The 18,455-nt window shown below is 64.6% G+C and carries 22 protein-coding genes and 1 tRNA gene; 11 read left to right on the top strand and 12 right to left on the bottom strand.

Annotated elements, in window-relative coordinates:
* Nucleotides 1–20: 20 nt before the first annotated feature.
* Together J3E61_RS19110 and J3E61_RS19105 are read right to left on the bottom strand one after the other, a co-directional pair.
* Nucleotides 21–1,361 (bottom strand): hypothetical protein, encoded by a 1,341-nt coding sequence (locus J3E61_RS19110; RefSeq protein WP_210084588.1) that lies wholly within the window; start codon nucleotides 1,359–1,361, stop codon nucleotides 21–23.
* Nucleotides 1,358–1,867 (bottom strand): hypothetical protein, encoded by a 510-nt coding sequence (locus J3E61_RS19105; RefSeq protein WP_210084587.1) that lies wholly within the window; start codon nucleotides 1,865–1,867, stop codon nucleotides 1,358–1,360. Before J3E61_RS19105 ends, J3E61_RS19110 begins: the two co-directional genes overlap by 4 nt.
* 156 nt (nucleotides 1,868–2,023) lie before the next feature.
* On the opposite strand from J3E61_RS19105, the gene J3E61_RS19100 reads away from it, so the two are divergent.
* On the top strand, nucleotides 2,024–2,545 hold the full coding sequence (locus tag J3E61_RS19100) for an NAD(P)H-dependent oxidoreductase (RefSeq protein ID WP_210084586.1): 522 nt from the start codon (nucleotides 2,024–2,026) through the stop codon (nucleotides 2,543–2,545).
* Nucleotides 2,546–2,801: 256 nt separating this feature from the next.
* Here the strand turns inward: J3E61_RS19100 and J3E61_RS19095 are convergent, their stop codons facing one another.
* Nucleotides 2,802–3,092, bottom strand: a complete 291-nt coding sequence (locus J3E61_RS19095) for a hypothetical protein (RefSeq protein ID WP_210084585.1) — start codon at nucleotides 3,090–3,092, stop codon at nucleotides 2,802–2,804.
* Nucleotides 3,089–4,360, bottom strand: coding sequence for a cytochrome P450 (locus J3E61_RS19090; protein ID WP_210084584.1), 1,272 nt, complete (start codon nucleotides 4,358–4,360; stop codon nucleotides 3,089–3,091). Before J3E61_RS19090 ends, J3E61_RS19095 begins: the two co-directional genes overlap by 4 nt.
* A gap of 263 nt (nucleotides 4,361–4,623) precedes the next feature.
* On the opposite strand from J3E61_RS19090, the gene J3E61_RS19085 reads away from it, so the two are divergent.
* Nucleotides 4,624–5,172 (top strand): TetR family transcriptional regulator, encoded by a 549-nt coding sequence (locus J3E61_RS19085; RefSeq protein WP_192721468.1) that lies wholly within the window; start codon nucleotides 4,624–4,626, stop codon nucleotides 5,170–5,172.
* Nucleotides 5,173–5,938: 766 nt separating this feature from the next.
* Here the strand turns inward: J3E61_RS19085 and J3E61_RS19080 are convergent.
* Nucleotides 5,939–6,745 (bottom strand): Emopamil-binding protein, encoded by an 807-nt coding sequence (locus J3E61_RS19080; RefSeq protein WP_210085622.1) that lies wholly within the window; start codon nucleotides 6,743–6,745, stop codon nucleotides 5,939–5,941.
* A 310-nt stretch (nucleotides 6,746–7,055) separates the two neighbouring features.
* Here J3E61_RS19080 and J3E61_RS19075 point away from each other — a divergent pair, with 310 nt between their 5' ends.
* Entirely contained in the window at nucleotides 7,056–7,652 is a 597-nt protein-coding gene (locus tag J3E61_RS19075) for a TetR/AcrR family transcriptional regulator (RefSeq protein ID WP_210085621.1), read from the top strand.
* Between the two features lie 321 nt (nucleotides 7,653–7,973).
* Here J3E61_RS19075 and J3E61_RS19070 read toward each other — a convergent pair.
* The 3 genes from J3E61_RS19070 to pgm form a co-directional block, all read right to left on the bottom strand.
* Nucleotides 7,974–8,046 (bottom strand) — tRNA-Ala (locus J3E61_RS19070).
* A gap of 57 nt (nucleotides 8,047–8,103) precedes the next feature.
* Nucleotides 8,104–9,363: an MFS transporter gene (locus J3E61_RS19065; RefSeq protein ID WP_192721469.1), complete on the bottom strand. Its 1,260-nt coding sequence runs from the start codon at nucleotides 9,361–9,363 to the stop codon at nucleotides 8,104–8,106.
* Nucleotides 9,360–10,994: a phosphoglucomutase (alpha-D-glucose-1,6-bisphosphate-dependent) gene (gene pgm, locus J3E61_RS19060; RefSeq protein ID WP_210084583.1), complete on the bottom strand. Its 1,635-nt coding sequence runs from the start codon at nucleotides 10,992–10,994 to the stop codon at nucleotides 9,360–9,362. Before pgm ends, J3E61_RS19065 begins: the two co-directional genes overlap by 4 nt.
* Before the next feature lie 71 nt (nucleotides 10,995–11,065).
* Between pgm and crcB (J3E61_RS19055) the strand changes: the two genes are divergently transcribed.
* Genes crcB (J3E61_RS19055) through J3E61_RS19045 form a run of 3 tightly spaced genes read left to right on the top strand, consistent with a single transcriptional unit; the run spans nucleotide 11,066 to nucleotide 12,887 of the window.
* Complete coding sequence (gene crcB / locus J3E61_RS19055; protein ID WP_210084582.1) at nucleotides 11,066–11,464, top strand: fluoride efflux transporter CrcB; 399 nt, start codon at nucleotides 11,066–11,068, stop codon at nucleotides 11,462–11,464.
* On the top strand, nucleotides 11,461–11,826 hold the full coding sequence (gene crcB, locus J3E61_RS19050; RefSeq protein ID WP_210084581.1) for a fluoride efflux transporter CrcB: 366 nt from the start codon (nucleotides 11,461–11,463) through the stop codon (nucleotides 11,824–11,826). Before crcB (J3E61_RS19055) ends, crcB (J3E61_RS19050) begins: the two co-directional genes overlap by 4 nt.
* The gene (locus J3E61_RS19045; protein ID WP_210084580.1) at nucleotides 11,823–12,887 is read left to right on the top strand and encodes a DUF190 domain-containing protein; all 1,065 of its coding nucleotides are present in this window, start codon (nucleotides 11,823–11,825) and stop codon (nucleotides 12,885–12,887) included. Before crcB (J3E61_RS19050) ends, J3E61_RS19045 begins: the two co-directional genes overlap by 4 nt.
* Here J3E61_RS19045 and J3E61_RS19040 read toward each other — a convergent pair.
* Nucleotides 12,881–13,513, bottom strand: coding sequence for an acetyltransferase (locus tag J3E61_RS19040; protein ID WP_210084579.1), 633 nt, complete (start codon nucleotides 13,511–13,513; stop codon nucleotides 12,881–12,883). The two genes, J3E61_RS19045 and J3E61_RS19040, sit on opposite strands and share 7 nt — an antisense overlap.
* A 98-nt stretch (nucleotides 13,514–13,611) precedes the next feature.
* Here J3E61_RS19040 and J3E61_RS19035 point away from each other — a divergent pair, with 98 nt between their 5' ends.
* A complete protein-coding gene (locus J3E61_RS19035) occupies nucleotides 13,612–15,030 on the top strand; it encodes a CYTH and CHAD domain-containing protein (RefSeq protein WP_210084578.1) in 1,419 nt (472 codons plus the stop codon).
* Here J3E61_RS19035 and J3E61_RS19030 read toward each other — a convergent pair.
* Nucleotides 15,027–15,452, bottom strand: coding sequence for a hypothetical protein (locus J3E61_RS19030; RefSeq protein WP_210084577.1), 426 nt, complete (start codon nucleotides 15,450–15,452; stop codon nucleotides 15,027–15,029). The two genes, J3E61_RS19035 and J3E61_RS19030, sit on opposite strands and share 4 nt — an antisense overlap.
* A 9-nt stretch (nucleotides 15,453–15,461) precedes the next feature.
* Complete coding sequence (locus J3E61_RS19025; RefSeq protein ID WP_210084576.1) at nucleotides 15,462–15,821, bottom strand: DUF488 family protein; 360 nt, start codon at nucleotides 15,819–15,821, stop codon at nucleotides 15,462–15,464.
* Between the two features lie 19 nt (nucleotides 15,822–15,840).
* Here J3E61_RS19025 and J3E61_RS19020 point away from each other — a divergent pair, with 19 nt between their 5' ends.
* The 4 genes from J3E61_RS19020 (at nucleotide 15,841) to J3E61_RS19005 (ending at nucleotide 17,638) form a co-directional block, all read left to right on the top strand.
* Nucleotides 15,841–16,035, top strand: a complete 195-nt coding sequence (locus J3E61_RS19020; protein WP_192721478.1) for a hypothetical protein — start codon at nucleotides 15,841–15,843, stop codon at nucleotides 16,033–16,035.
* On the top strand, nucleotides 16,032–16,562 hold the full coding sequence (locus tag J3E61_RS19015; RefSeq protein WP_210084575.1) for a YbaK/EbsC family protein: 531 nt from the start codon (nucleotides 16,032–16,034) through the stop codon (nucleotides 16,560–16,562). Before J3E61_RS19020 ends, J3E61_RS19015 begins: the two co-directional genes overlap by 4 nt.
* Nucleotides 16,563–16,697: 135 nt before the next feature.
* Entirely contained in the window at nucleotides 16,698–17,243 is a 546-nt protein-coding gene (locus J3E61_RS19010; RefSeq protein ID WP_192721480.1) for a DUF4333 domain-containing protein, read from the top strand.
* 2 nt (nucleotides 17,244–17,245) lie between these two features.
* Nucleotides 17,246–17,638: a hypothetical protein gene (locus J3E61_RS19005; RefSeq protein WP_192721481.1), complete on the top strand. Its 393-nt coding sequence runs from the start codon at nucleotides 17,246–17,248 to the stop codon at nucleotides 17,636–17,638.
* A gap of 14 nt (nucleotides 17,639–17,652) precedes the next feature.
* Here J3E61_RS19005 and J3E61_RS19000 read toward each other — a convergent pair whose 3' ends face one another.
* Complete coding sequence (locus J3E61_RS19000) at nucleotides 17,653–18,396, bottom strand: helix-turn-helix domain-containing protein (RefSeq protein ID WP_192721482.1); 744 nt, start codon at nucleotides 18,394–18,396, stop codon at nucleotides 17,653–17,655.
* Nucleotides 18,397–18,455 lie beyond the last annotated feature (59 nt).

Below are 18,455 nucleotides of genomic sequence, written 5' to 3'. Positions count from 1 at the left end.
CGCTTCCAATCGCCAGCCGACTAGTAAAGACCTTGCGCACGAAGGTCGGCGAGCATGGCGGTGACCGCCGCAATGATGTCGGCATCTGGGCTGTGGAAGCGCCCTCCCAGGGCCTGGACAGCGGCGTCGATGCGTTGCAGCAGCGCGCGATAGGCGTCAGTCGCGGCCTCCGCGTAGCCAGAGGCGGAATGGTCGGCCAACTCGCGAGTTAGGCCCTTGGCCTGCTCCTGCACCTTCCAGATGAGGTTGCGCGTGAACTCGAGATCGGGCTCGAAATGCGTCTGCTCGTCCTCGGCCAGTCCGACCTCCAGCACGTAATCGATCTGGTAGAGCGCGTCGATTGTGGTCTCGGCAGACCCGATTCGGGTACGCACTTCCATCGGCGGGACGGGAATCGTCAACAATTGGGTCGACACTTCGGCCCGCGCCCATCGCTCCATATCCCCGGCATGGGCCTGCCAGCGGGCGACCTCGGCCTCTGCAGCCTCCCGCGCGGCGGCGATCTCGGCTTCTGCTGCTTCTCGCGCGGCAGCGACGTCACCGCTCGCCTGCCCACGAGCCGCTGCCACCTCGGCGGCCGCGTCCGAGCGCACCTTTTCCAGTTCACGGCGCACGCGCTGCACGGCTTCCTCGCCCGTCGCCCGCTCGGTCGTCCGTTCGGTGGTCCGCTCGGCGGCGCGTGCCTCCGCTGCTCGAACCTTCTCCTCGGCCGCCGCCACTTCCGCCGCCGCACTGGCGCGGACCCGCTCGATCTCGGCTTGAAGCTGCTGCACGGTTTTCTCCGCCGCCGCCCGATCGGTAGTGCGTTCCGTACCGCGCTCGACAGCACGCGCCTCAGCAGCCCGAACCTTTTCCTCGGCGGCCGCCAACTCGGCCGCCGCTCCGGCGCGGACCCGCTCGATCTCGGCTTGCAGTTGCTGCAACTTCTCTCGATCGGCTGCCCGCTCCGCTGTCCGCTCAGCATCTCTGCGCGCGGCCTCGGCCTCGACAGCGCGGATGCGCTCACCCGCCGCAGTGGCGACGCGCGCGGATTGCTCCGCTTCATCCCGAGCTAGCGAGGCAGCCGCCTCGGCGTCCAGCCTGCCCTGGTGCGCCTCGCGCGCCTGCTCCTCGGCGACCCGGCGCAAATGGTCGGCCTCGACGAGCTGCATCGCCAGCGACCGGCGCGGCGCGGGAGGTCCATTGCGTTCGCGGTGTTGGGCGAGTTCACGCTCGCTCATTGCGGCCAATGCGACCGACTCAGGCCGTGGCTCTATCCCCAACCGCTTCGCGGCCGCGACCGAATCCGCCGCCGCGCGTCGCGTCAATGTCGCCCACTTATCGACGTCGAGGTCCTCGATGTGTTGCCGAGTGGTCGTCATCGGCGCCGCCGCCCTCCACTGCTTTCGGTCACCGTGGCGGAAGGCGTTGCAGCGGAAGATGTTTCAGCGGCCAACGACGGTGTTCGCTCCTTGGCAGTCCCCGCGATGCCAGAAACGGGACCGGCCTGCTGGGCCAGCACCAGCACGAGCTGCTCCTGGTACACGGCCACAGCCTTGGCTAGCGTCTCATCGCCGAGCCGCTCGGCTTCACCGAGCAGCCCACCGAGCAGCTCCAGCGTCACCGCGGGGCCGAGACCCAAGGTGGCGCCCTCGCTGGCGGCGGGCTCTATCCCGGCGGTATCGACCACCCACTGCCACCGCTCCCACGCCAGCGCGTTCGCCGCGTCGTCACGGGTCTGATCTTGACGACGCTCCTGCTGCTCGCGTTGCTGCTCGAATCGCTGACGGGCTCGTCGCGATGCATAGAGCACAGCACCCGCGACGATGACCGCTGCCAACAGCGCCACTACACCGGCAAAGCCAGGCGAGACCACGAAGTCCCGCACCGGTAGATCTCCTAGAACACCTGCTCGCAGAACATGGTTCACCGTGCCAGTCTTTCACTTCGAGAACAATGCTGACGACGGCAATGCTGTTGCGCGTGGACTCCGCATCGAGGACCCGACGGGACTATTTCACTTGGAGCGGTCGTTGGCGCAACAATGACCGTCGTATTGCTGATCTCAGGAAGCACGCGGCTGGCTTCGACCAATACCGCCGCGCTGCGCACCGTTGCGGCGCTCGCTCCGGCTGGCGTCGAAACCCGGTGGTACGAGGGCCTCGCTGACTTGCCGGCCTTCAATCCAGATGACGACGGAACCGCTCATCCATCGGTCGTCGCGCTGCATGAACAGATTACGGGTGCCGACGCCGTCCTACTCTGCACGCCCGAATACGCAGGCACCCTGCCCGGCAGTTTCAAGAACCTGCTTGATTGGACCGTCGGCTCGGCCGACCTGTACGAAAAGCCGATCGCATTCCTCAACGTCGCCGCTCCGGGCCGCGGCGATGGGGCTGTCGCCACCCTGATCGCCGTGCTCGGCTATGTCGGCGCGCGGGTCCAGTCTGATGCTTGCGTCCGACTGCCCGTCGCCAGGGATGAGGTCGGACCCGACGGCCTCGTCATGAGTCCTGAATTCCGAACCGGCGCACTCGATGCGCTGATCCGTCTGACGGATTCGTAGGCGCGCCTGTTCCGTGCGTTGGGATCGTAGCGAAGTCGCAGTTCAAGCCGTTGGGTCCGTTGGCGCGGTCGAATGGTTCGCGAAGCTACTGCGGACGCTGCCCAATGGCGTTCTGGCCGGAGAGAAACGACGCTGGGCCGCGCGAAGCGTATGAAGTTGCTCAACACAGGGCACCCCCGCCCCCTACAAACCGTCGTGGACAGCACTATCGGCGGAACGGTGAGGCGGTCGATCCCACCCGCGTCTGGACGTGTGATTAGTTGGCCAAGGCGCGCTGCCTGTGCAGCAGGCTGGCGTTGAAATAGGTCAGGTAGGCAAGTGTGGCTGCTAGGGCGGGTCGACGAGTCCGCGAGTTGAGCAGCGCTAGACCGAGTGCCGCTTCGATGCTGCCGTTGATGAGAACGTGGGCACGGATGTTGTCCTTGAAAGCCAACCGATTTACCGGTTCGAACGCAGGTGGGCACACTAAGTGCGCGACGCCGGACAGAGCGATAGCAAGTCCGCCGAACAATGCCCATCGTTCAGACAGCTTGCGCTTCGACTTCATATGGTCGACCCCTCGTGGAGAACGACGGGCAGTTGGGTAGGCCCACGAAGCGAGCTATTGGTGGACCACGTTGTGGGTCCGGTGGTTTCGATTCGTGACACGCGGTCGACCAGTTCACGGAGTACGGCTTGTGCCTCCATGCGTGCCAGTGGCGCTCCGAGACATAGATGTGGACCGTAGCCAAAACCGACGTGGGAGCGTGGGTTTCGGTCGGCGCGGAAGGTGTTGGGGTCGTCGAAGGCAAGCGGATCGCGGTTGGCCGCTCCGAATGACATCAACACACGCGAGCCCGATGGGATGGTGACCTCGCCTACCTGATAGTCAGCACGGGTATAGCGGTAGAGGTTCTGAATGGGGCTGGTGTAGCGGACATGTTCTTCGACGGCCTGCGGGATGAGGTCCGGATTGGCACGGATCATGTCGTATTGATCGGGGTGCTCGGCGTAGGTGTGCAGCATCCCGCCGAGCAGGTTGGTCGTGGTCTCGTTACCGGCGATCAGCAGCAGGATGGCGATATAGAACAACTCGTTGTCCGTGAGCGCTCCGTCGGTGTTGTGCTCCAACAGGCGTCCGAGGACGGTGTCCGATCCCTTGAGGTCTCCAACTGCGAGGTGCTTCAAAAAGTAGCGGTGCAGCGCTAAAGCGGCCCGCATGGATCGTGCGGTACTCACGACGCCACTCACCGTGGGGGTGAAGTTGATCAGTTGGGTGCTGTCGTCTGACCAACGGCGGAAGTCGGCGATGTCGCTCTCGGGGACACCCAGGATGGCCGCGATCACCCGAAGCGGCATCGGCATTGTCAGCCGCTCCACGGCATCACAGTTGCCAGCAGCGATCATGTCGTCGACGAGTTCGGCGGCAAGCTTGTCGATGATGTTGCGCCAACTGTCCAGAGCACCTTTTGTGAACGCCGGCTGGACTTGTTTACGCAGGCGGCTGTGCTGCTCGCCATCGGTGACCACGACCAGATCGGCGACCATCCGTACTCGGGTCACTCCATGGCTGCTGGTTACCCGGTCTGTGTCGCGTAGGGCTGCGCGGACATCGTCGAGTCTGTGCAGAATCCAGGTCGCGCGCCGGGGGTTGTAGTGAACACGTCCGCTGCGGTGCAAAGCGTCGTAGGCAGCGTGGGGTTGTGCGGCGACGGCTGGGTCCAACGGGTCATAGTCGGTATTGACCGCACCCGTCCAGCCGCCGTAGCCACGTCTGTGCGTGCGGATCGCCGCAGAGACGTTCAATCGCCCCGCCGCAATGAGGGGCGAGAACATCGAGGCCGCACCGTCAGCGACCCTTCCAAGCTTCAAGATCAGCACACCCTTTCGACAGCACTCCCCTCAGAGTCATTTCCTGCCGACCGGGAGGTCAATGGTTGGCGTCAAAGTTGAAAGGCTTACTACATTGCCGGTTACCACTTCTGTCCTCGGGAATTGCGCAGAGCTGCGAACATCGATGAGGCATATCACCGAATATGTCTCGTGGTGAGAGAACGAATTTCTTGTCTGTCTGCGCCTCAGCGGGAAGGCTGGTAGCCGTGGGACGGAAAGACTGGGTCCTCAGAGCGGACCGTAGCGCGGAAGCGCGTGACCGGATTATGTCGACGGCCTCAGAGTTCGTCTCGCGCAATGGTTTTGAAGCGTTCACCATCAATGCGCTGGCGGCGCAGTTGAATTGCTCGCCGGCAACGATCTATCGCCACGCCGGAGGGAAGGCGGAGATCCTCGAACGTCTCATCTTCGCGTTTTCCCAGCGGATAATCGGCGCGATAAGGCAAGCCATAGCCGGGATGGAGGGAACTGAGCGCGTCGCGACTGCCATCATCGTCGCGCTCGACCTCATGCGGGGTGAGCCGCTCGGAAAGCTGATGATAGGCGGCCTTGGCCACGACGGCGGGACCGTGACCGCATCACCCTTCGTGGTCAAAATGGCCGAAGAAATGATCGGACGCAGCGACCCGCTGGCCGCGCAGTGGCTTATCCGCATCACCTTTGCCTTGTGGTACTGGCCCGCCAAGGACAAACACACCGAGCACGAACTGGTGAAGCGGTTCGCCGCACCATCGGTGACAATGGGACTTCGCTAAAAAGCGGACCTGTAAACCACCTTTGAGCTGCGAATATGGTGGAGCTGAGGGGACAACTATCCAACCCCGACAACGCGATCGTATCCATCGTCTGGCCAGGTCAGGGCAAATGAGTTGACTCCGCAGCTCAAGGCAGGCGCATGGATAATCTGCATTATCCCGAAAGGGCTCCGCGAGCCGGATCGGAAGCTTCGTCGGCGAGCCCGGCTACCTTCTGCCGCGAGGACAGGCGGAGTGACGAGCTTTCGAGGGGCAGCTGCCCCCGATGCCGACCATTCTCAATGGGGCGCAGGCAGCTCTTGCGCAGCGGATGTATGCGAGCGGCGAGTCGGCCATCACCATTGTGAACACCCTCAAAGTCAGTCGAGCCAGTGTCTATCTCTCACGTAGCGGTCGACGGGACCTGACCTCGCACGTCAGCGGCGACGTCGTCTTCAGCGAGGAGGCCGATGGGGGCGGTGAGGCGAGACCGCGCGGTGGCGCAGCACCAACAGCAGATGGCGAATTTCATCCTCCGACAAGGTGACTAACTTAGATTCGGCCCGGCAGTTGGATTCGGGACGTGCATTCTCCTGCGACTCATCGCGCGCGTCCAAATGAGGTTTCTCATTTTCACTCTTCACAACTGCCCACCCCTAGATGCGTGCGTGCGGCGAGTTGCGCGAAGCGATGAGTCAGGTGTGATCCACATGCCCGAAACGAAACACCGCCCGGCCGCTGGCCGAAAGCCATTGCGTCGGGCGGTGTTCGGTGACAATGGTCTGTTTCAGACGCCGATTGCAGTCGTGCGGCGGTCGGGCGCAAAGTTGTCAACCGGCGCGGAGACGGTCTTGCGGTAGAGGTAGCCCAACTGCTTGGCGACGAAAGGCAGGCTGACGATGGGCGCGATCATCCACGGCAGGTTCTCGTAGATCAGCACGATCGCGACATCCCAGAATCCATGGCGGGGAAAGTTGGGGAACCCGTGGCGTGCTTCGGCGACGAAGTAGATGAAGAACACCGTCAACATCGCCGACATGGTCGCAAAACTCCACCACAGTGGCTGGATGCGCTTGTGGGGGTCGTTGCCCGCCTTCCTCAGCTTCCACCACGAGAACAGCAAAATGGCAGCACCGACCACGACGACCAGTTCCATGGCCCACAACGGCCCGTCGCTATTGAGATACCGCACGTCGTTAATGCCGTAGTACCAAAAGACCCATCCCCACCGCTGCTGGTCGTTGATGTGCATCCAACCCGCAAGATCACCGACCAGCCAGGCCACTTCCCACCACAACTCGCTCGCCGCGCCCGCGATGCAGAACCAAAGCATCTGAAACTCGTTGGCCTTTTCCAGCGTTGTTCGCGTCTCGCCCGGAGCGTTGATCCACGATGCCCCGAACATGACGAAAACTGGCGTCATGAACAGGAAGCAGGCAATGACTCCTGTCAGGGGCACCATGGGAATCCAGCCGACACCGACACCGATGATGCTTCCGACAGCGACCGTGGCGGTGATCGCAGAGCACCACGCGTAGACCTTGACGCGCTGCTTAGCCCATGGTCTAGCGAAGTCGTGTTCTTCCTCGCGCATCGTCACGCCAATTCCTTCCGATCTTGCTGATCTGAGCTGCTCAGCAGCCCGAAACAGAACAATGCTACTGTTAAACAGAATCAAGATTCTGCTAAGTTAGCAGTGCGTTCAACGCAGCGCAATGGGCTGTTCCGCCGTGGACCGCATCCAGCCTGGCGACAAACTGTCATCCGCGCGGCGTGGGCAGCGGTCGGTCCACGCCTGCGGCCGACGTGCCTATGATTCGAACGTCAGACCCTCAGCCGAGAGGCCCCACGTGGTAGCGCAGGAATTCGCGAAAGTTCCCAATATTCGCGATGCACGCCGCGATATGTACCGCCAGCAGATCGTCTCTGCCGCAGAGTTCGAGTTCGCGAGATCGGGCTTCGACAAGACGAAGGTCGCCGACATCGCCCGCAGTGCCGATGTGTCTCTGGCGACGGTGTACAAGAACTTCTCCGGCAAAGACGAGATTTGGGATGCGCTCAATCGTCAACGAATGGACGAGTTCATCGCAGCGGGACAGCATGTGGCACAAGACATGGATTCGCCGCTCGACCGGCTCTACGCCGCAATGCGGGTGCTGGTTATCTATTTCACTGAACACCCAAACTTCCTGCGGCTCCACATCAATGAGGGATTGAACTGGGCCACCGCTGGCGTCGACTCGTGGCGTGGAAACCAACGCGACGCGTGGCAGACGGGTCGGGGCATCATGGTCGCGTTGGCTGAGGACGTAGTCGCTTCGGGCGAGACGCCATCGATGCGTCCGTCCATATTGGCCGGCCTGGTGGTGTCGGCGCTGCAGGTCTGGCTGACGGATTGGGCGAACTCTGGATGCGACCGCCCCGCCGAAGAAGTTGCGAGCGAACTGGTCGAATATCTGAAGCGGTCGCTAACAATCCCTAGCGTCGCAAGAACCCGCTAGCTGATACATGGGGGTTGGGTGTCCCCTGAGGCCACCGAACGGCTCAGCGCCCACTCTCTGTCCGGGTATGTAGCGCGACGTGGCGTCCGCGATGCGTCCGCAGCAGCTCCGGCAACGCGCGGCAAACGGCCAACCTGGCCAACCTCTTGACCTGCGGTTTGTTAACGATGCCAACGTCTTCGACTATGGCAAACGTCCAGTTCGACTCGTCCGCATCGAGTAGGTCAGCACATGCTTAATCGCGTCGTGCGACACAGCTGAATTCTGGGAAGCGTAAGCGATTCGCTGACTTCGAGTAAGGACACTTAGGTGTCGAAAAAGTGGAGCTAAGGGGACTCGAACCCCTGACCCCCACACTGCCAGTGTGGTGCGCTACCAGCTGCGCCATAGCCCCGTGAAGTTGTGCTCATCGAAGTTACACCACCTGCGGGTTCGCATTCAAAACAGCAGGTCAGGGTAGTTCGCCGCCGGCCTCAGGCCCCAGCGCGCGGGCCGGCGTGTGCTCACCTGGCCGGACGCGGGTCTCCGGCGCCAGCACCCAGCCAACGGCCGCGACGAGCAGAATCCCGCCGCTGATCACGAAGGCAGCGCCGAACGAGACGTGCTGCGCGATCTCACCGACCGCGAGCGAACCGACGATCGCACCGGCGTCGGCCATCATCTGATAAGTAGCGACGGCCGTGCCGCCCCTGGCCTTGCTGCCGATGATGTCCGCGACGGCCGCCTGCTGCGGCGAGCTGAACATGCCCGCTGCCGCGCCCGCCACCAGCGCACCGGCCAAGAACAACGTCAGCGACGAGGCCAGCCCTACGGCCATCGTCGCCACCCCGGACACCGAAAGCCCCACGATCAACAGTGTGCGGCGCCCGATGCGGTCGGACAGATAGCCGCTCGGGATGACTGCTGCCACGTTGCCGACCGCGAATGTTGCCAACGCCAGACCTGCGACCCGCGGCCCGCGGTGCAGCAGTTCGGTGACGAACAACGGCACCAACGCAATTCGCAAGCCGAAAACAGACCATCCTGTCGCGAAGTTCGAAAACAGCGCCGACCAATACGCCCTGTTGCGCAAGGCAATTCGCAATGTCACGGGTTCTTCGGTGTCGGCCGCGGGCGCGGCGACCGCCGAGTGCCTCAGGTTGATGAACACCACGGCCGCCGCAATCAGCAGCGCCACACCGTAAATCGCGAACGGTGCGGACAAACCAAGCCCTGCGGTCAGGCTGCCCAACACCGGGCCACCGACCGAACCGACCAGGAATGCGCTCGAGAACAATCCGGCGACGCGGCCGCGGGCGTCGGGCGGCGAGATGCGGATCATCAGCCCGAGCGACGACACGGTGAACATCGCCGACCCGAATCCGCCGAGCGAGCGGAACAGCAACAGCTGCCAGTACGTCTGTGCGAACGCGCACGCGCCCGTCGACAACGCGACGATCAACAGCCCGCTGACGTAGACCCGCCGCTCCCCGAACTTCTGGACGAAAAGCCCACTCGCCGGCGCTGACACCAGTCGCATCAGCGAAAACGCGGTAATGACGAACGTCGCGGCACTGATGCTCACTCCGAAGTTGCGGGCATACTGCGGCAACACGGGCGAAACCACGCCATACCCGAGGGCGACCACCACGTTTGCGGTGATCAGCACCCAGACTTCGCGCGGGAGTTTCGGCTTGACGTCAGCCGGACACTCACCCTCCGTAACACTCACGCTATGACTGTATTCACTACGTCCTTGGCCGCTTGCTGCACCTCCGCCAGATGCTCCGGGCCCTTGAACGACTCCGCATAGATCTTGTAGACGTCCTCGGTACCCGACGGGCGCGCCGCGAACCACGCGTTTTCCGTCGTCACCTTCAGGCCGCCCAGCGGCGCGCCGTTGCCCGGCGCGGTGGTCAGCTTCGCGGTGATCGCCTCGCCCGCCAGTTCAGTGGCGGTCACCTGCTCCGGCGACAGCTTGGCCAGGCGTGCCTTCTGCTCCCGGTCGGCGGGCGCGTCGATGCGCGCATACGTTGGCGCACCGTACTTTTCGGACAACTCGTGGTACCGCTGCGAGGGGGTCTGCCCCGTCACCGCGAGGATCTCCGATGCCAGCAGCGCCAGAATGATGCCGTCCTTGTCTGTGGTCCACGTCGACCCGTCGCGACGCAGGAACGACGCGCCTGCACTCTCCTCGCCGCCGAAACCGATTGTGCCGCCGATCAATCCGTCGACGAACCATTTGAATCCGACCGGGACCTCGAGCAGTTTGCGGCCCAACCCGGCGACTACCCGGTCGATGATCGACGAGCTGACCGCCGTCTTGCCCACCGCCGTCGAACCCGGCCACTCCGGCCGGTTGGTGTAGAGATAATCGATCGCCACCGCGAGATAGTGATTCGGGTTCAGCAGTCCGCCGTCGGGCGTGACGATCCCGTGCCGATCTGAGTCAGCGTCGTTGCCGGTGGCGATCTGATAGGAGTCCCGGTTGGCGATCAGCGAGGCCATCGCGTTCGGCGAGCTGCAGTCCATCCTGATCTTGCCGTCGGTGTCGAGCGTCATGAACCGCCAGGTCGCGTCGACCAAGGGATTGACCACCGTCAACGCCAGGTTGTGCCGCTCGGCGATCGCCCCCCAATAGTCGACGCTGGCTCCGCCCAGCGGGTCGGCGCCGATGCGGATGCCCTCGGCGCTGATCGCGTGCAGATCGACGACGTTCGGCAGGTCCGCGACGTAGGCGTCCATATAGTCGTGCCGTTGTGCGGACTGCAGCGCCCTGGCCAGCGGCACCCGCTTCACACCCTTGAGCCCGTCGCGCAGGATCTCGTTGGCCCGCTTGGCGATGACACCCGTCGCATCGGTGTCGGCGGGGCCGCCGTTGGGTGGGTTGTACTTGAAACCGCCGTCGCGCGGCGGGTTGTGCGAGGGCGTGACCACGATGCCATCGGCCAGATCGCCGTCGCGGTCGCGGTTGAACGTCAGGATCGCGTGACTGACCGCAGGCGTCGGGGTGTAACGGTCGGCCGAATCGATCATCGCGACAACGTCATTGGCGGCCAGCACCTCGAGGGCAGAAGCCCACGCCGGCTCCGACAGCGCGTGCGTGTCGCGGCCGATGAACAGTGGCCCCGTGGTGCCCTGCGCCGCCCGGTACTCGACGATCGCCTGGGTGGTCGCGACGATGTGCGCCTCGTTGAACGCCGCGTCCAGACTCGAACCGCGATGCCCGGACGTGCCGAACACCACCTGCTGATCCACGTTGTCCGGGTCGGGTTCGACGGTGTAGTAGGCCGTCACCACCTGGGCCACATCGATGAGGTCTTCGGGTTGGGCCGGGGTGCCGGCACGTGGATTCGCAGCCATGTCCCCGATTCTGCTCCTCTCAGATTCGCGTCGTTGGCCGGAGCGAAAGCTCGACGGCGATACTTTGGCTCATGTTCAGTTTCGACGGCCGGGAGCTGGCCGCGGTGTTCGTCGGTGGCGCGCTCGGCACGCTCGCGCGCGCGGCCCTGGCGACCGTCGCGGCGCCCGAGCCCGGGCACTGGCCATGGCCGACCTTCATCGTCAACATCGTCGGCGCATTCCTGTTGGGCTACTTCACGACCCGACTGCTCGAGCGGTTGCCCGTGTCGAGCTATCGGCGTCCGCTGCTCGGCACAGGGGTGTGCGGGGGCCTGACCACGTTCTCGACGATGCAGGTCGAAATCGTCAGAATGCTCGAGCAACATCACTATGGCCTCGCGGTCTGCTACACCGCGGCGAGCCTCGCGGCGGGGCTGCTGGCCCTCTATCTCGCGACCGCGCTGGTGCGACGAGCCCGGGTCCGCGCGTGACCGTCGCCGTGTGGGCGGGCGTCGTCGTGATCGGGGGCCTGGGCGCGGTGCTGCGCTTCCTGGTTGATCGCACGGTGTCGACTCGCGTAGGTGGATCGTTCCCGTACGGCACGTTCGCGGTCAACATCAGCGGCGCGCTGCTGCTCGGCTTCCTGTCCGGTCTGGCTCTCAGCCCGCACCTGGCGCTGCTGGCGGGCACGGCGTTCGTCGGCTCATACACCACGTTTTCGACGTGGATGCTGGAGACTCAGCGCCTGGCCGAAGAACGCCAGTTGCGGCCGGCCGTCGCGAATATCGCCCTGAGCGTGGTGTTCGGTGTGGCCGCCGCGTGGCTGGGGTTGTGGATCGGGGGCCGGCTGTGAGCACCGAGTACCTCAAGCTGACCGCCTACTTCGCCGAACGCCTTCGCAGCGGCGACCGCTTTCTCGCTGACGCTCTGCTCGGTCTCTACGGGCAGAGCGCCGTGGCCACCAGCGTGGTGCTGCGCGGCATCGCCAGCTTCGGTCCGCACCATGTGCTGCGCGGCGACCAGACGTTGAGCGCGTCGGAGGATTCACCGATTGTGATCGCCGCGGTCGACCGGGCCGACAAGATCGCTTCGCTCGCCGACCGCGCCGTTGCGGCGACGACGCGCGGTCTCGTAACTCTGGAGCGCGCACGAATGCTCGGCGGTGTCGAGGCGCCGCCGCAGTCAGACACCGTCAAGCTCACCGTTTACATCGGGCGCCAGGACCGGGCGTCGGGGCAACCCGCACATCGAGCCGTCTGCGACGTGCTGCATCGCCGCGGATTCGCAGGCGCATCAGTGTTTCTCGGTGTCGACGGCACCAAACACGGGCAACGGCAGCGCGCGCGCTTCTTCAGCCGCAACGTCGACGTTCCGGTCATGATCATCGCGGTCGGCACCGCACCTCAGGCCACCGCGGCGATCCCTGAACTCGAAGCCATGCTTCGCAAACCCCTGATGACGCTGGAACGCGTGCAGTTGTGCAAACGCGACGGACAAGTGGTGGGGCGGCCCGCCGCGCTGCCCGCCACCGACGACGTCGGCCGGGCGCTCTGGCAGAAGCTGATGGTCTACACATCGGAGGCGACGCTGCACGACGGCGTCCCGATCCACCGCGCCATCGTCCAGCGGCTATTCGACTCGGATGCCGCTCGCGGTGCGACGGTGCTGCGCGGCGTCTGGGGCTTTCACGGAGACCATAAACCCCACGGCGACAAGCTGATTCAGCTCACTCGCCAAGTTCCGGTGACCACGATCGTCGTCGACAGTCCTGACCGCATCGCTGCCAGCTTCGACATCATCGACGAGGTGACAGATCGACACGGATTGATCACCAGTGAGCTGGTGCCTGCATTAGTGTCGATCGATGACGGTGAGCGTGTGGGCGGAACGACGCTGGCCCGTTACGACTACTGACCGTCCGCGACGGGTGTCGCCGGCCGCGGCAACGCGTAGAGCGCCATCCGGCGGTTGGACATATCGTGCTCGCCAAGGAACTCGCACCCGGTGTATTCGCACAGTCGTCGCGCGGCGCTGTTGCGATGGTCGGGATCGAACATGATTCGGGTGCACCGGGTTTCGAGCTCGAAGAGACTGGCGACAATGCGTGGCAACAACAAGGATGCGGTCCCCCGGTTCACGGCTTCCGACTCGGCGATCGCACCGTGCAATCCGATGTCGTAGGGATCGGCTTCGTACCGCTCGGCGATGGAATCCTTTGCCGCTCGGTACAGTTCGACGTAGGCAAAGTCGCTGTCGCCGAAGCTGCAAATGAACGGCCGCGAGTACTGACCGGCGAGCTGCGCACGCAGGTAGCGCCGCCAACGCTCGGGCGGCCAGTCGTACTCCCACGCCTGCACCAGATGCGGGCGGTTCATCCACTCCGAGATCATCGCCGCGTCGGCGTCCGGATCGACGAGGCGAAACCGGTAAGGCTCGGCCAGCCGCGGCGTCGGGGGCGCGGTTACCGCGCGGAGGGCGTCGGAGATCTTGGTGCGTTCGCGCGGCAGCACCGGCGCGGGCGCTTGCTCAATCTCAGTCATTTGAGCGGGAGGCTACCGCAGAAATTAAGGCTAGGGTGACCTCCCTTTTGACGAGCCCGCGATGTTTCACCGACTGCGCTTGCGGGGAGCCTTTCGGTATGGATGAAGTGCTGGAACGCGAACTGAAATGGGACGTCGACGAGCATTTCGAGCTGCCTCGCATCGACGACATCGTCGCCGGAGCCGACGTCAAACGCAGCACCGTCACGCTCAGCAGCGCCTATTACGACACTGCCGACGGGGATCTGCAAACCCACGGCGTACTACTGCGGCGGCGCGACGGTGACGACGACACCGGCTGGCAGCTCAAGGTGCCCGCCGCCGAAGGACGCGTCGAGATCCGCACCGCGCTGTCCGAAGCGCCACCGGCGGAACTGGCCGACGCTCTCACGGGCATGCGGCTTGGCAAGCCATTGGTGAACGTGGCGACCATCCGCACCACCCGCGAGCGGTATCGGATCACCGACCGCAAGCGTGATCGGCTTTGCGCCGAGGTGGCCGATGACTCGGTGCTCGCCTCGGTGGGCCATCGCCTGCTGGCGTGGCGCGAGATCGAAGTCGAACTGGGCCCCGCCGCGCGTTCGTTCCCGCGTCAGCTCACCAAGCGACTCACGAACGCGGGTGCAACGCCGTCCCAGTACCCATCGAAACTCGCCCGCGTCGCGCGATCGACCCGCCGTGAACCCGCTGTCGAGTCCGCCGCGGGCCAAGCCGTCGTGGCCTACCTGGCAGAACAGATCGATGCCGTCTTTGAGGGGGATCTCGGCCTGCGCCGCGGAAGCGACCCGATTCACGACACACGGGTCGCGATCCGTCGGCTGCGCAGCACCTTGCGGGTGTTCGGCAAACTGCTCGACCAGGACGCCATCGGCGATGTCGACGCCGAACTCAAGTGGTTCGCGGGGCTGCTTGGTGAGGTCCGCGACTGTCATGTGCAGCGTCGCCGCTTCCGCGACGCACTGAACGAACTACCACCCGAGCTGGTCCTCGGCCCGGTGGCCAATCGGATCAACAACGACTTGCAGTCGTACCAATTGCGGGCCCGCAAGGTCGTCACCGAGGCGATGGACTCTCAGCGCTATCTGAGACTGCTCGCGACGCTGCAGAGTTGGCGGACCGATCCCCCACTTAATGAACCGCCGAGCCTCAAGGCGCTGACCAAGCGGGCGCGTCGCGCCGAGCGCAAGGCTGATCGCCGGCTGGCCGAGGCCGTCGAGGCCGGTGACGACACGTTGCTGCACCGTGCCCGCAAAGCCGCCAAACGCGCGCGCTACGCCGCCGAACTCCGCCTACCAGTCGACAAGGAAGGGAAGGCGACGGCCAAGCGCTACAAGCAATTCCAGCGGGTGCTCGGGGATCATCAAGACGGCGTGGTTGCCTCCTTGACGCTGCGACGGTTGGCACTGAGCGCCGGCACAACGCCGGGCGAGAACGGCTTCACTTTCGGCCTGCTGTACCAGCGCGAGCAGCAGGCCGCCGAGACGGCTCGCGCGCGAGTCCGGGAACTGCTGAGCTAGGCGGCGAGCAGCCAGACCCCCGCGATGAGCAGCGCGACAACCTTGACGATTTCGAGGCCGACGTACACCCAATGCGCATGTGAGCGTGGGCCCTCGCCGCCGGCGAGCACCGCGTCGGATCGTCGGGTGAGGCGCGGCCGCACAGCCAGCACCTGAGCCAAAAGGGTGACAACGGCGACGGCCACCGCGACCGCGATGCCGGTAGCCGGCGGGCTAATGACGAAACACGCGATGACAACGGCACCCAGGGCGAGCTCGCAGGCGTTAAGCGCACGAAAGACCAAGCGGCCGATGCCAAGTCCGAGCTGCAGCGTCACACCAGGTGCCCGGAACTTCAGCGGAGTCTCGATGAATGAGATTGCCAACAACATGCCCAGCCACACGAACACGGCGGCGACACTGACCGCCACAGCTGCACCCACGGCTGGAGCCTATGACAACAGCCGGGCGAGAACGGCTACGTGGCTGCCGTCCAGATCTTTGACGGCCGTGACCAACGTGACCGGTCCCGACTCGAGCGCATCGCGCAGCTCGGTCAGCGCCGCGGCGCCCTCCCCCGTTTCCAGCTCTGCGGCGTAGCGCGCGGCGAAATCGTCGAATCGCGCCGGCTCGTGGGAGTACCACTTGCGAAGCTCGGTCGACGGTGCGACCTTCGGTATCCACCGGCCGGCCCGCGGGTCGGCCTTACGGAAACCTCGTGGCCACAGCCGGTCGACCAGGATCCGCTCACCATCGCCGGGCGCGGGATCGTCGTACACGCGGGCGACGTTGATGCGGCGACGGACGCTCATGGGGTGGAATCGTAGAAGCATGCACATCGATCGAACCGCAGAACTGCAGCGCTGGCAGGACTCCGGCGCGGTGTGGGAGGTGATCGCCCGCACCCGCGACAGCGTCACCATCGGGCTGTTGCGCTGCGACGGCGGCGAGGAAGTCGACCGGTTCACCTCCGACGACCCCCGGCTGCTCGAGTTCATCGGCGATCGACGGAGCAGCGCGGAATGACCGTCGAGCTGGGAAGGCTGACGTTTGTCCCGGCGACCGAAGCGCCCGAGCTCGTCGCCGCACCGGTGCGGCCGCACTTACGCGACGGGTCATGGGTCAGCCCCATCGATCCCGACCTTGCCGATACGGCAGCATTCTGCGAGCACTACGACATCGGCTTGGACATCTCTGCCAACTGCGTCGTCGTCGAAGCGCGCCGCGCCGATCGGCTGTGGTACGCGGCCTGTGTGGTGCTTGCCACCGCGCGGGCCGACATCAACGGCATTGTCCGCAAACACCTTGGCGCTCGCAAGATTTCATTCGCCTCGATGGATAGTGCGGTCACACTGAGCGGTATGGAGTACGGCGGGATCACGCCCGTCGGCCTGCCGAGCGACTGGCCAATTCTCGTCGATGTGAACGTCATTGACCGTGAGCGGGTCATCGTCGGAAGCGGCATCCGCGGTTCGAAGCTTCTACTCGCCACAGAAGTGCTGGCGTCACTGCCGAACGCCGAGGTGCTCGCGATCACCAAGCCCGTTGCCTGACAAGCTTTTACCCAGTTTCGTCACAGCGACATCGCAGACTCGCCGAGCAAACACAGTTTTCTTTCAACTTGAGTCGAAGCTTTGTCATTGCTGTGTCATCGTTATGCGTCGGTTGGCATGACGAAAGGACGTGACATGGCACGATTGATGACGCGGGGCGCGATCGTGGCCGTCGCGGCGGTGAGCATGGCCCTTGCGGGCTGTTCCTTTTCCGTTGGCAGCAACCAGGAGAAGACGGTCGCGAAGGCTGATGTCGCCGACCAGATCAGTGCCAAGGTGAACGAGAAGGCCGGGCACAAACCGCAATCGGTGACCTGCCCCGACGATTTGAAGGCCACGGTCGGCGCCTCCCTCGACTGCCAGATGACCGACGACGGTCAGACCTACGGCGTGAACGTGACCGTGACGAGCGTCGACGGCAGCAAGGTGAATTTCGACATCGTCGAGACGGTCAACAAGGACGACGTCGCCAAGTCGATAACCGAACAGCTGACCCAACAGTTCGGGCGCACGCCCGACATCACCTGTCCTGACGACCTCAAGGGCGAAGTCGGGGCCACCACCCGCTGCCAGCTCACTGACCAAGGCACCACCTACGGCGTGACAGTCACCGTCAACAGCGTCGACGGCGGTGACGTCAAGTACGGCTTCAAAGTCGACGACCAACCAGAACAGGGATAACCGTGACCACCACGCCGCCTCCGCAGACGAAGGCCTACCTTCTGCAGAACCGCGCCAACTCTTTCTTCGCCGTCGGCGAACTCGAACTGACCGACACCACGTTGCGCTGTCGGGTGACCGGCAACGCCGGCTGGATCGCCAAGGAGCTCGGGATTCCCGACCTCAAGGAGCGCCTCGCCGCCGGTGAGTCGATCACTGCATTCGAATTTCCCAGGGACGGCCTGAAGGTCAAATGGCTAAAGCAGTTCATGGGAGCGGGATTTCAGGTCAGCAACGGCGATGGCAAACAGTGGATCGTGTCGCTGATCTATCCGAGCGGGTTCCTTGCGCTGCTGGAGATCTTCGAGGCCCGCAGCGCCCGCAAGGAATGGCGCGCGGCGCTTCCGAGTAGCTAGCTGCCGCGCGAGAGCTAGACGCGACGCGGCGGCCACACCGGTGATCCGAGTTCGCGTGACACCGTGCGGGCCGTGTCACGCAACGCGTCGATGGCCTCGGCCTCCAGCGGCCAACGCCCGGCAGGCACCACCAGGCTGACCGCCCCCGTCGCCTCGCCGGAGGAGTCGAAAACCGGTGCAGCTGCAGCGCATTCACCCAACACAGCTTCTTCCACCTCCAGCGCGATGCCAGACGAGCGGATCTGCTCCAGCTGATCGGCCAGCACCGCGGGATCGGTGATGGTTTCTCCGGTCATGCTGCGCAACTCGTCGGCCTTGTAGTCGGACTGAAAGGCCAACAGCGCCTTGCCAAGAGCGCTCGCGTGCGCGGGGATTACGATCCCCACCTCCGGCATCTGGCGCGTGCCGTCGGGCCTTGGCTCGTGGGCAACCACCACAACCTCGTCGAAGAGCAACACCGCGGTGCGGACCGCACAACCCGTACGCCGCGCCAGGCCCTCGGCCCAGATCGCAACCCGTGAGCGCAGTTCGAGCGTGTCGAGGTAAACGTTGCCCAGGCGCAGGGTCGCCGGGCCGAGGCGGTAGCGGCCGGAGTCGATCTCCTGCTGGACCATGCCGTGCGCCAGCAGAGTGCGCACCAGACCGTGCACGGTGGAGGGCGCCAGGTCGATGGCGGTCGCGATCTCGCCAAGGCTCATCCGCCGGCCGCCCTGCAGCACCGTGAGGATGCGCAGCGCGCGATCCACGGCCTGGATCATGCGTCCACCTTTCCTCGACGGCCCGGCATCGGCCTCTTGTGTTGACCGAAGCATAAGCG

It is taken from the genome of Mycobacterium sp. OAE908 (genome assembly GCF_017872775.1).
In the GTDB taxonomy this organism is placed as follows: Bacteria; Actinomycetota; Actinomycetes; order Mycobacteriales; family Mycobacteriaceae; genus Mycobacterium.
This window is presented reverse-complemented; position numbering and strand designations above follow the sequence as displayed.

What these genes read in the sequence shown, in the direction of transcription:
- J3E61_RS19025 (WP_210084576.1), bottom strand. Translation starts at nt 15,821, where the DNA reads ATGAGCGTCCGTCGCCGCATCAACGTCGCCCGCGTGTACGACGATCCC.
- J3E61_RS19090 (WP_210084584.1), bottom strand. Translation starts at nt 4,360, where the DNA reads ATGTTCTCGCCCCTCATTGCGGCGGGGCGATTGAACGTCTCTGCGGCG.
- J3E61_RS19095 (WP_210084585.1), bottom strand. Translation starts at nt 3,092, where the DNA reads ATGAAGTCGAAGCGCAAGCTGTCTGAACGATGGGCATTGTTCGGCGGA.
- pgm (WP_210084583.1), bottom strand. Translation starts at nt 10,994, where the DNA reads ATGGCTGCGAATCCACGTGCCGGCACCCCGGCCCAACCCGAAGACCTC.
- J3E61_RS19000 (WP_192721482.1), bottom strand. Translation starts at nt 18,396, where the DNA reads ATGATCCAGGCCGTGGATCGCGCGCTGCGCATCCTCACGGTGCTGCAG.
- J3E61_RS19075 (WP_210085621.1), top strand. Translation starts at nt 7,056, where the DNA reads ATGTACCGCCAGCAGATCGTCTCTGCCGCAGAGTTCGAGTTCGCGAGA.
- crcB (WP_210084582.1), top strand. Translation starts at nt 11,066, where the DNA reads ATGTTCAGTTTCGACGGCCGGGAGCTGGCCGCGGTGTTCGTCGGTGGC.
- J3E61_RS19010 (WP_192721480.1), top strand. Translation starts at nt 16,698, where the DNA reads ATGGCACGATTGATGACGCGGGGCGCGATCGTGGCCGTCGCGGCGGTG.
- J3E61_RS19040 (WP_210084579.1), bottom strand. Translation starts at nt 13,513, where the DNA reads ATGACTGAGATTGAGCAAGCGCCCGCGCCGGTGCTGCCGCGCGAACGC.
- J3E61_RS19035 (WP_210084578.1), top strand. Translation starts at nt 13,612, where the DNA reads ATGGATGAAGTGCTGGAACGCGAACTGAAATGGGACGTCGACGAGCAT.
- J3E61_RS19100 (WP_210084586.1), top strand. Translation starts at nt 2,024, where the DNA reads ATGACCGTCGTATTGCTGATCTCAGGAAGCACGCGGCTGGCTTCGACC.
- J3E61_RS19110 (WP_210084588.1), bottom strand. Translation starts at nt 1,361, where the DNA reads ATGACGACCACTCGGCAACACATCGAGGACCTCGACGTCGATAAGTGG.
- J3E61_RS19015 (WP_210084575.1), top strand. Translation starts at nt 16,032, where the DNA reads ATGACCGTCGAGCTGGGAAGGCTGACGTTTGTCCCGGCGACCGAAGCG.
- J3E61_RS19020 (WP_192721478.1), top strand. Translation starts at nt 15,841, where the DNA reads ATGCACATCGATCGAACCGCAGAACTGCAGCGCTGGCAGGACTCCGGC.
- J3E61_RS19080 (WP_210085622.1), bottom strand. Translation starts at nt 6,745, where the DNA reads ATGCGCGAGGAAGAACACGACTTCGCTAGACCATGGGCTAAGCAGCGC.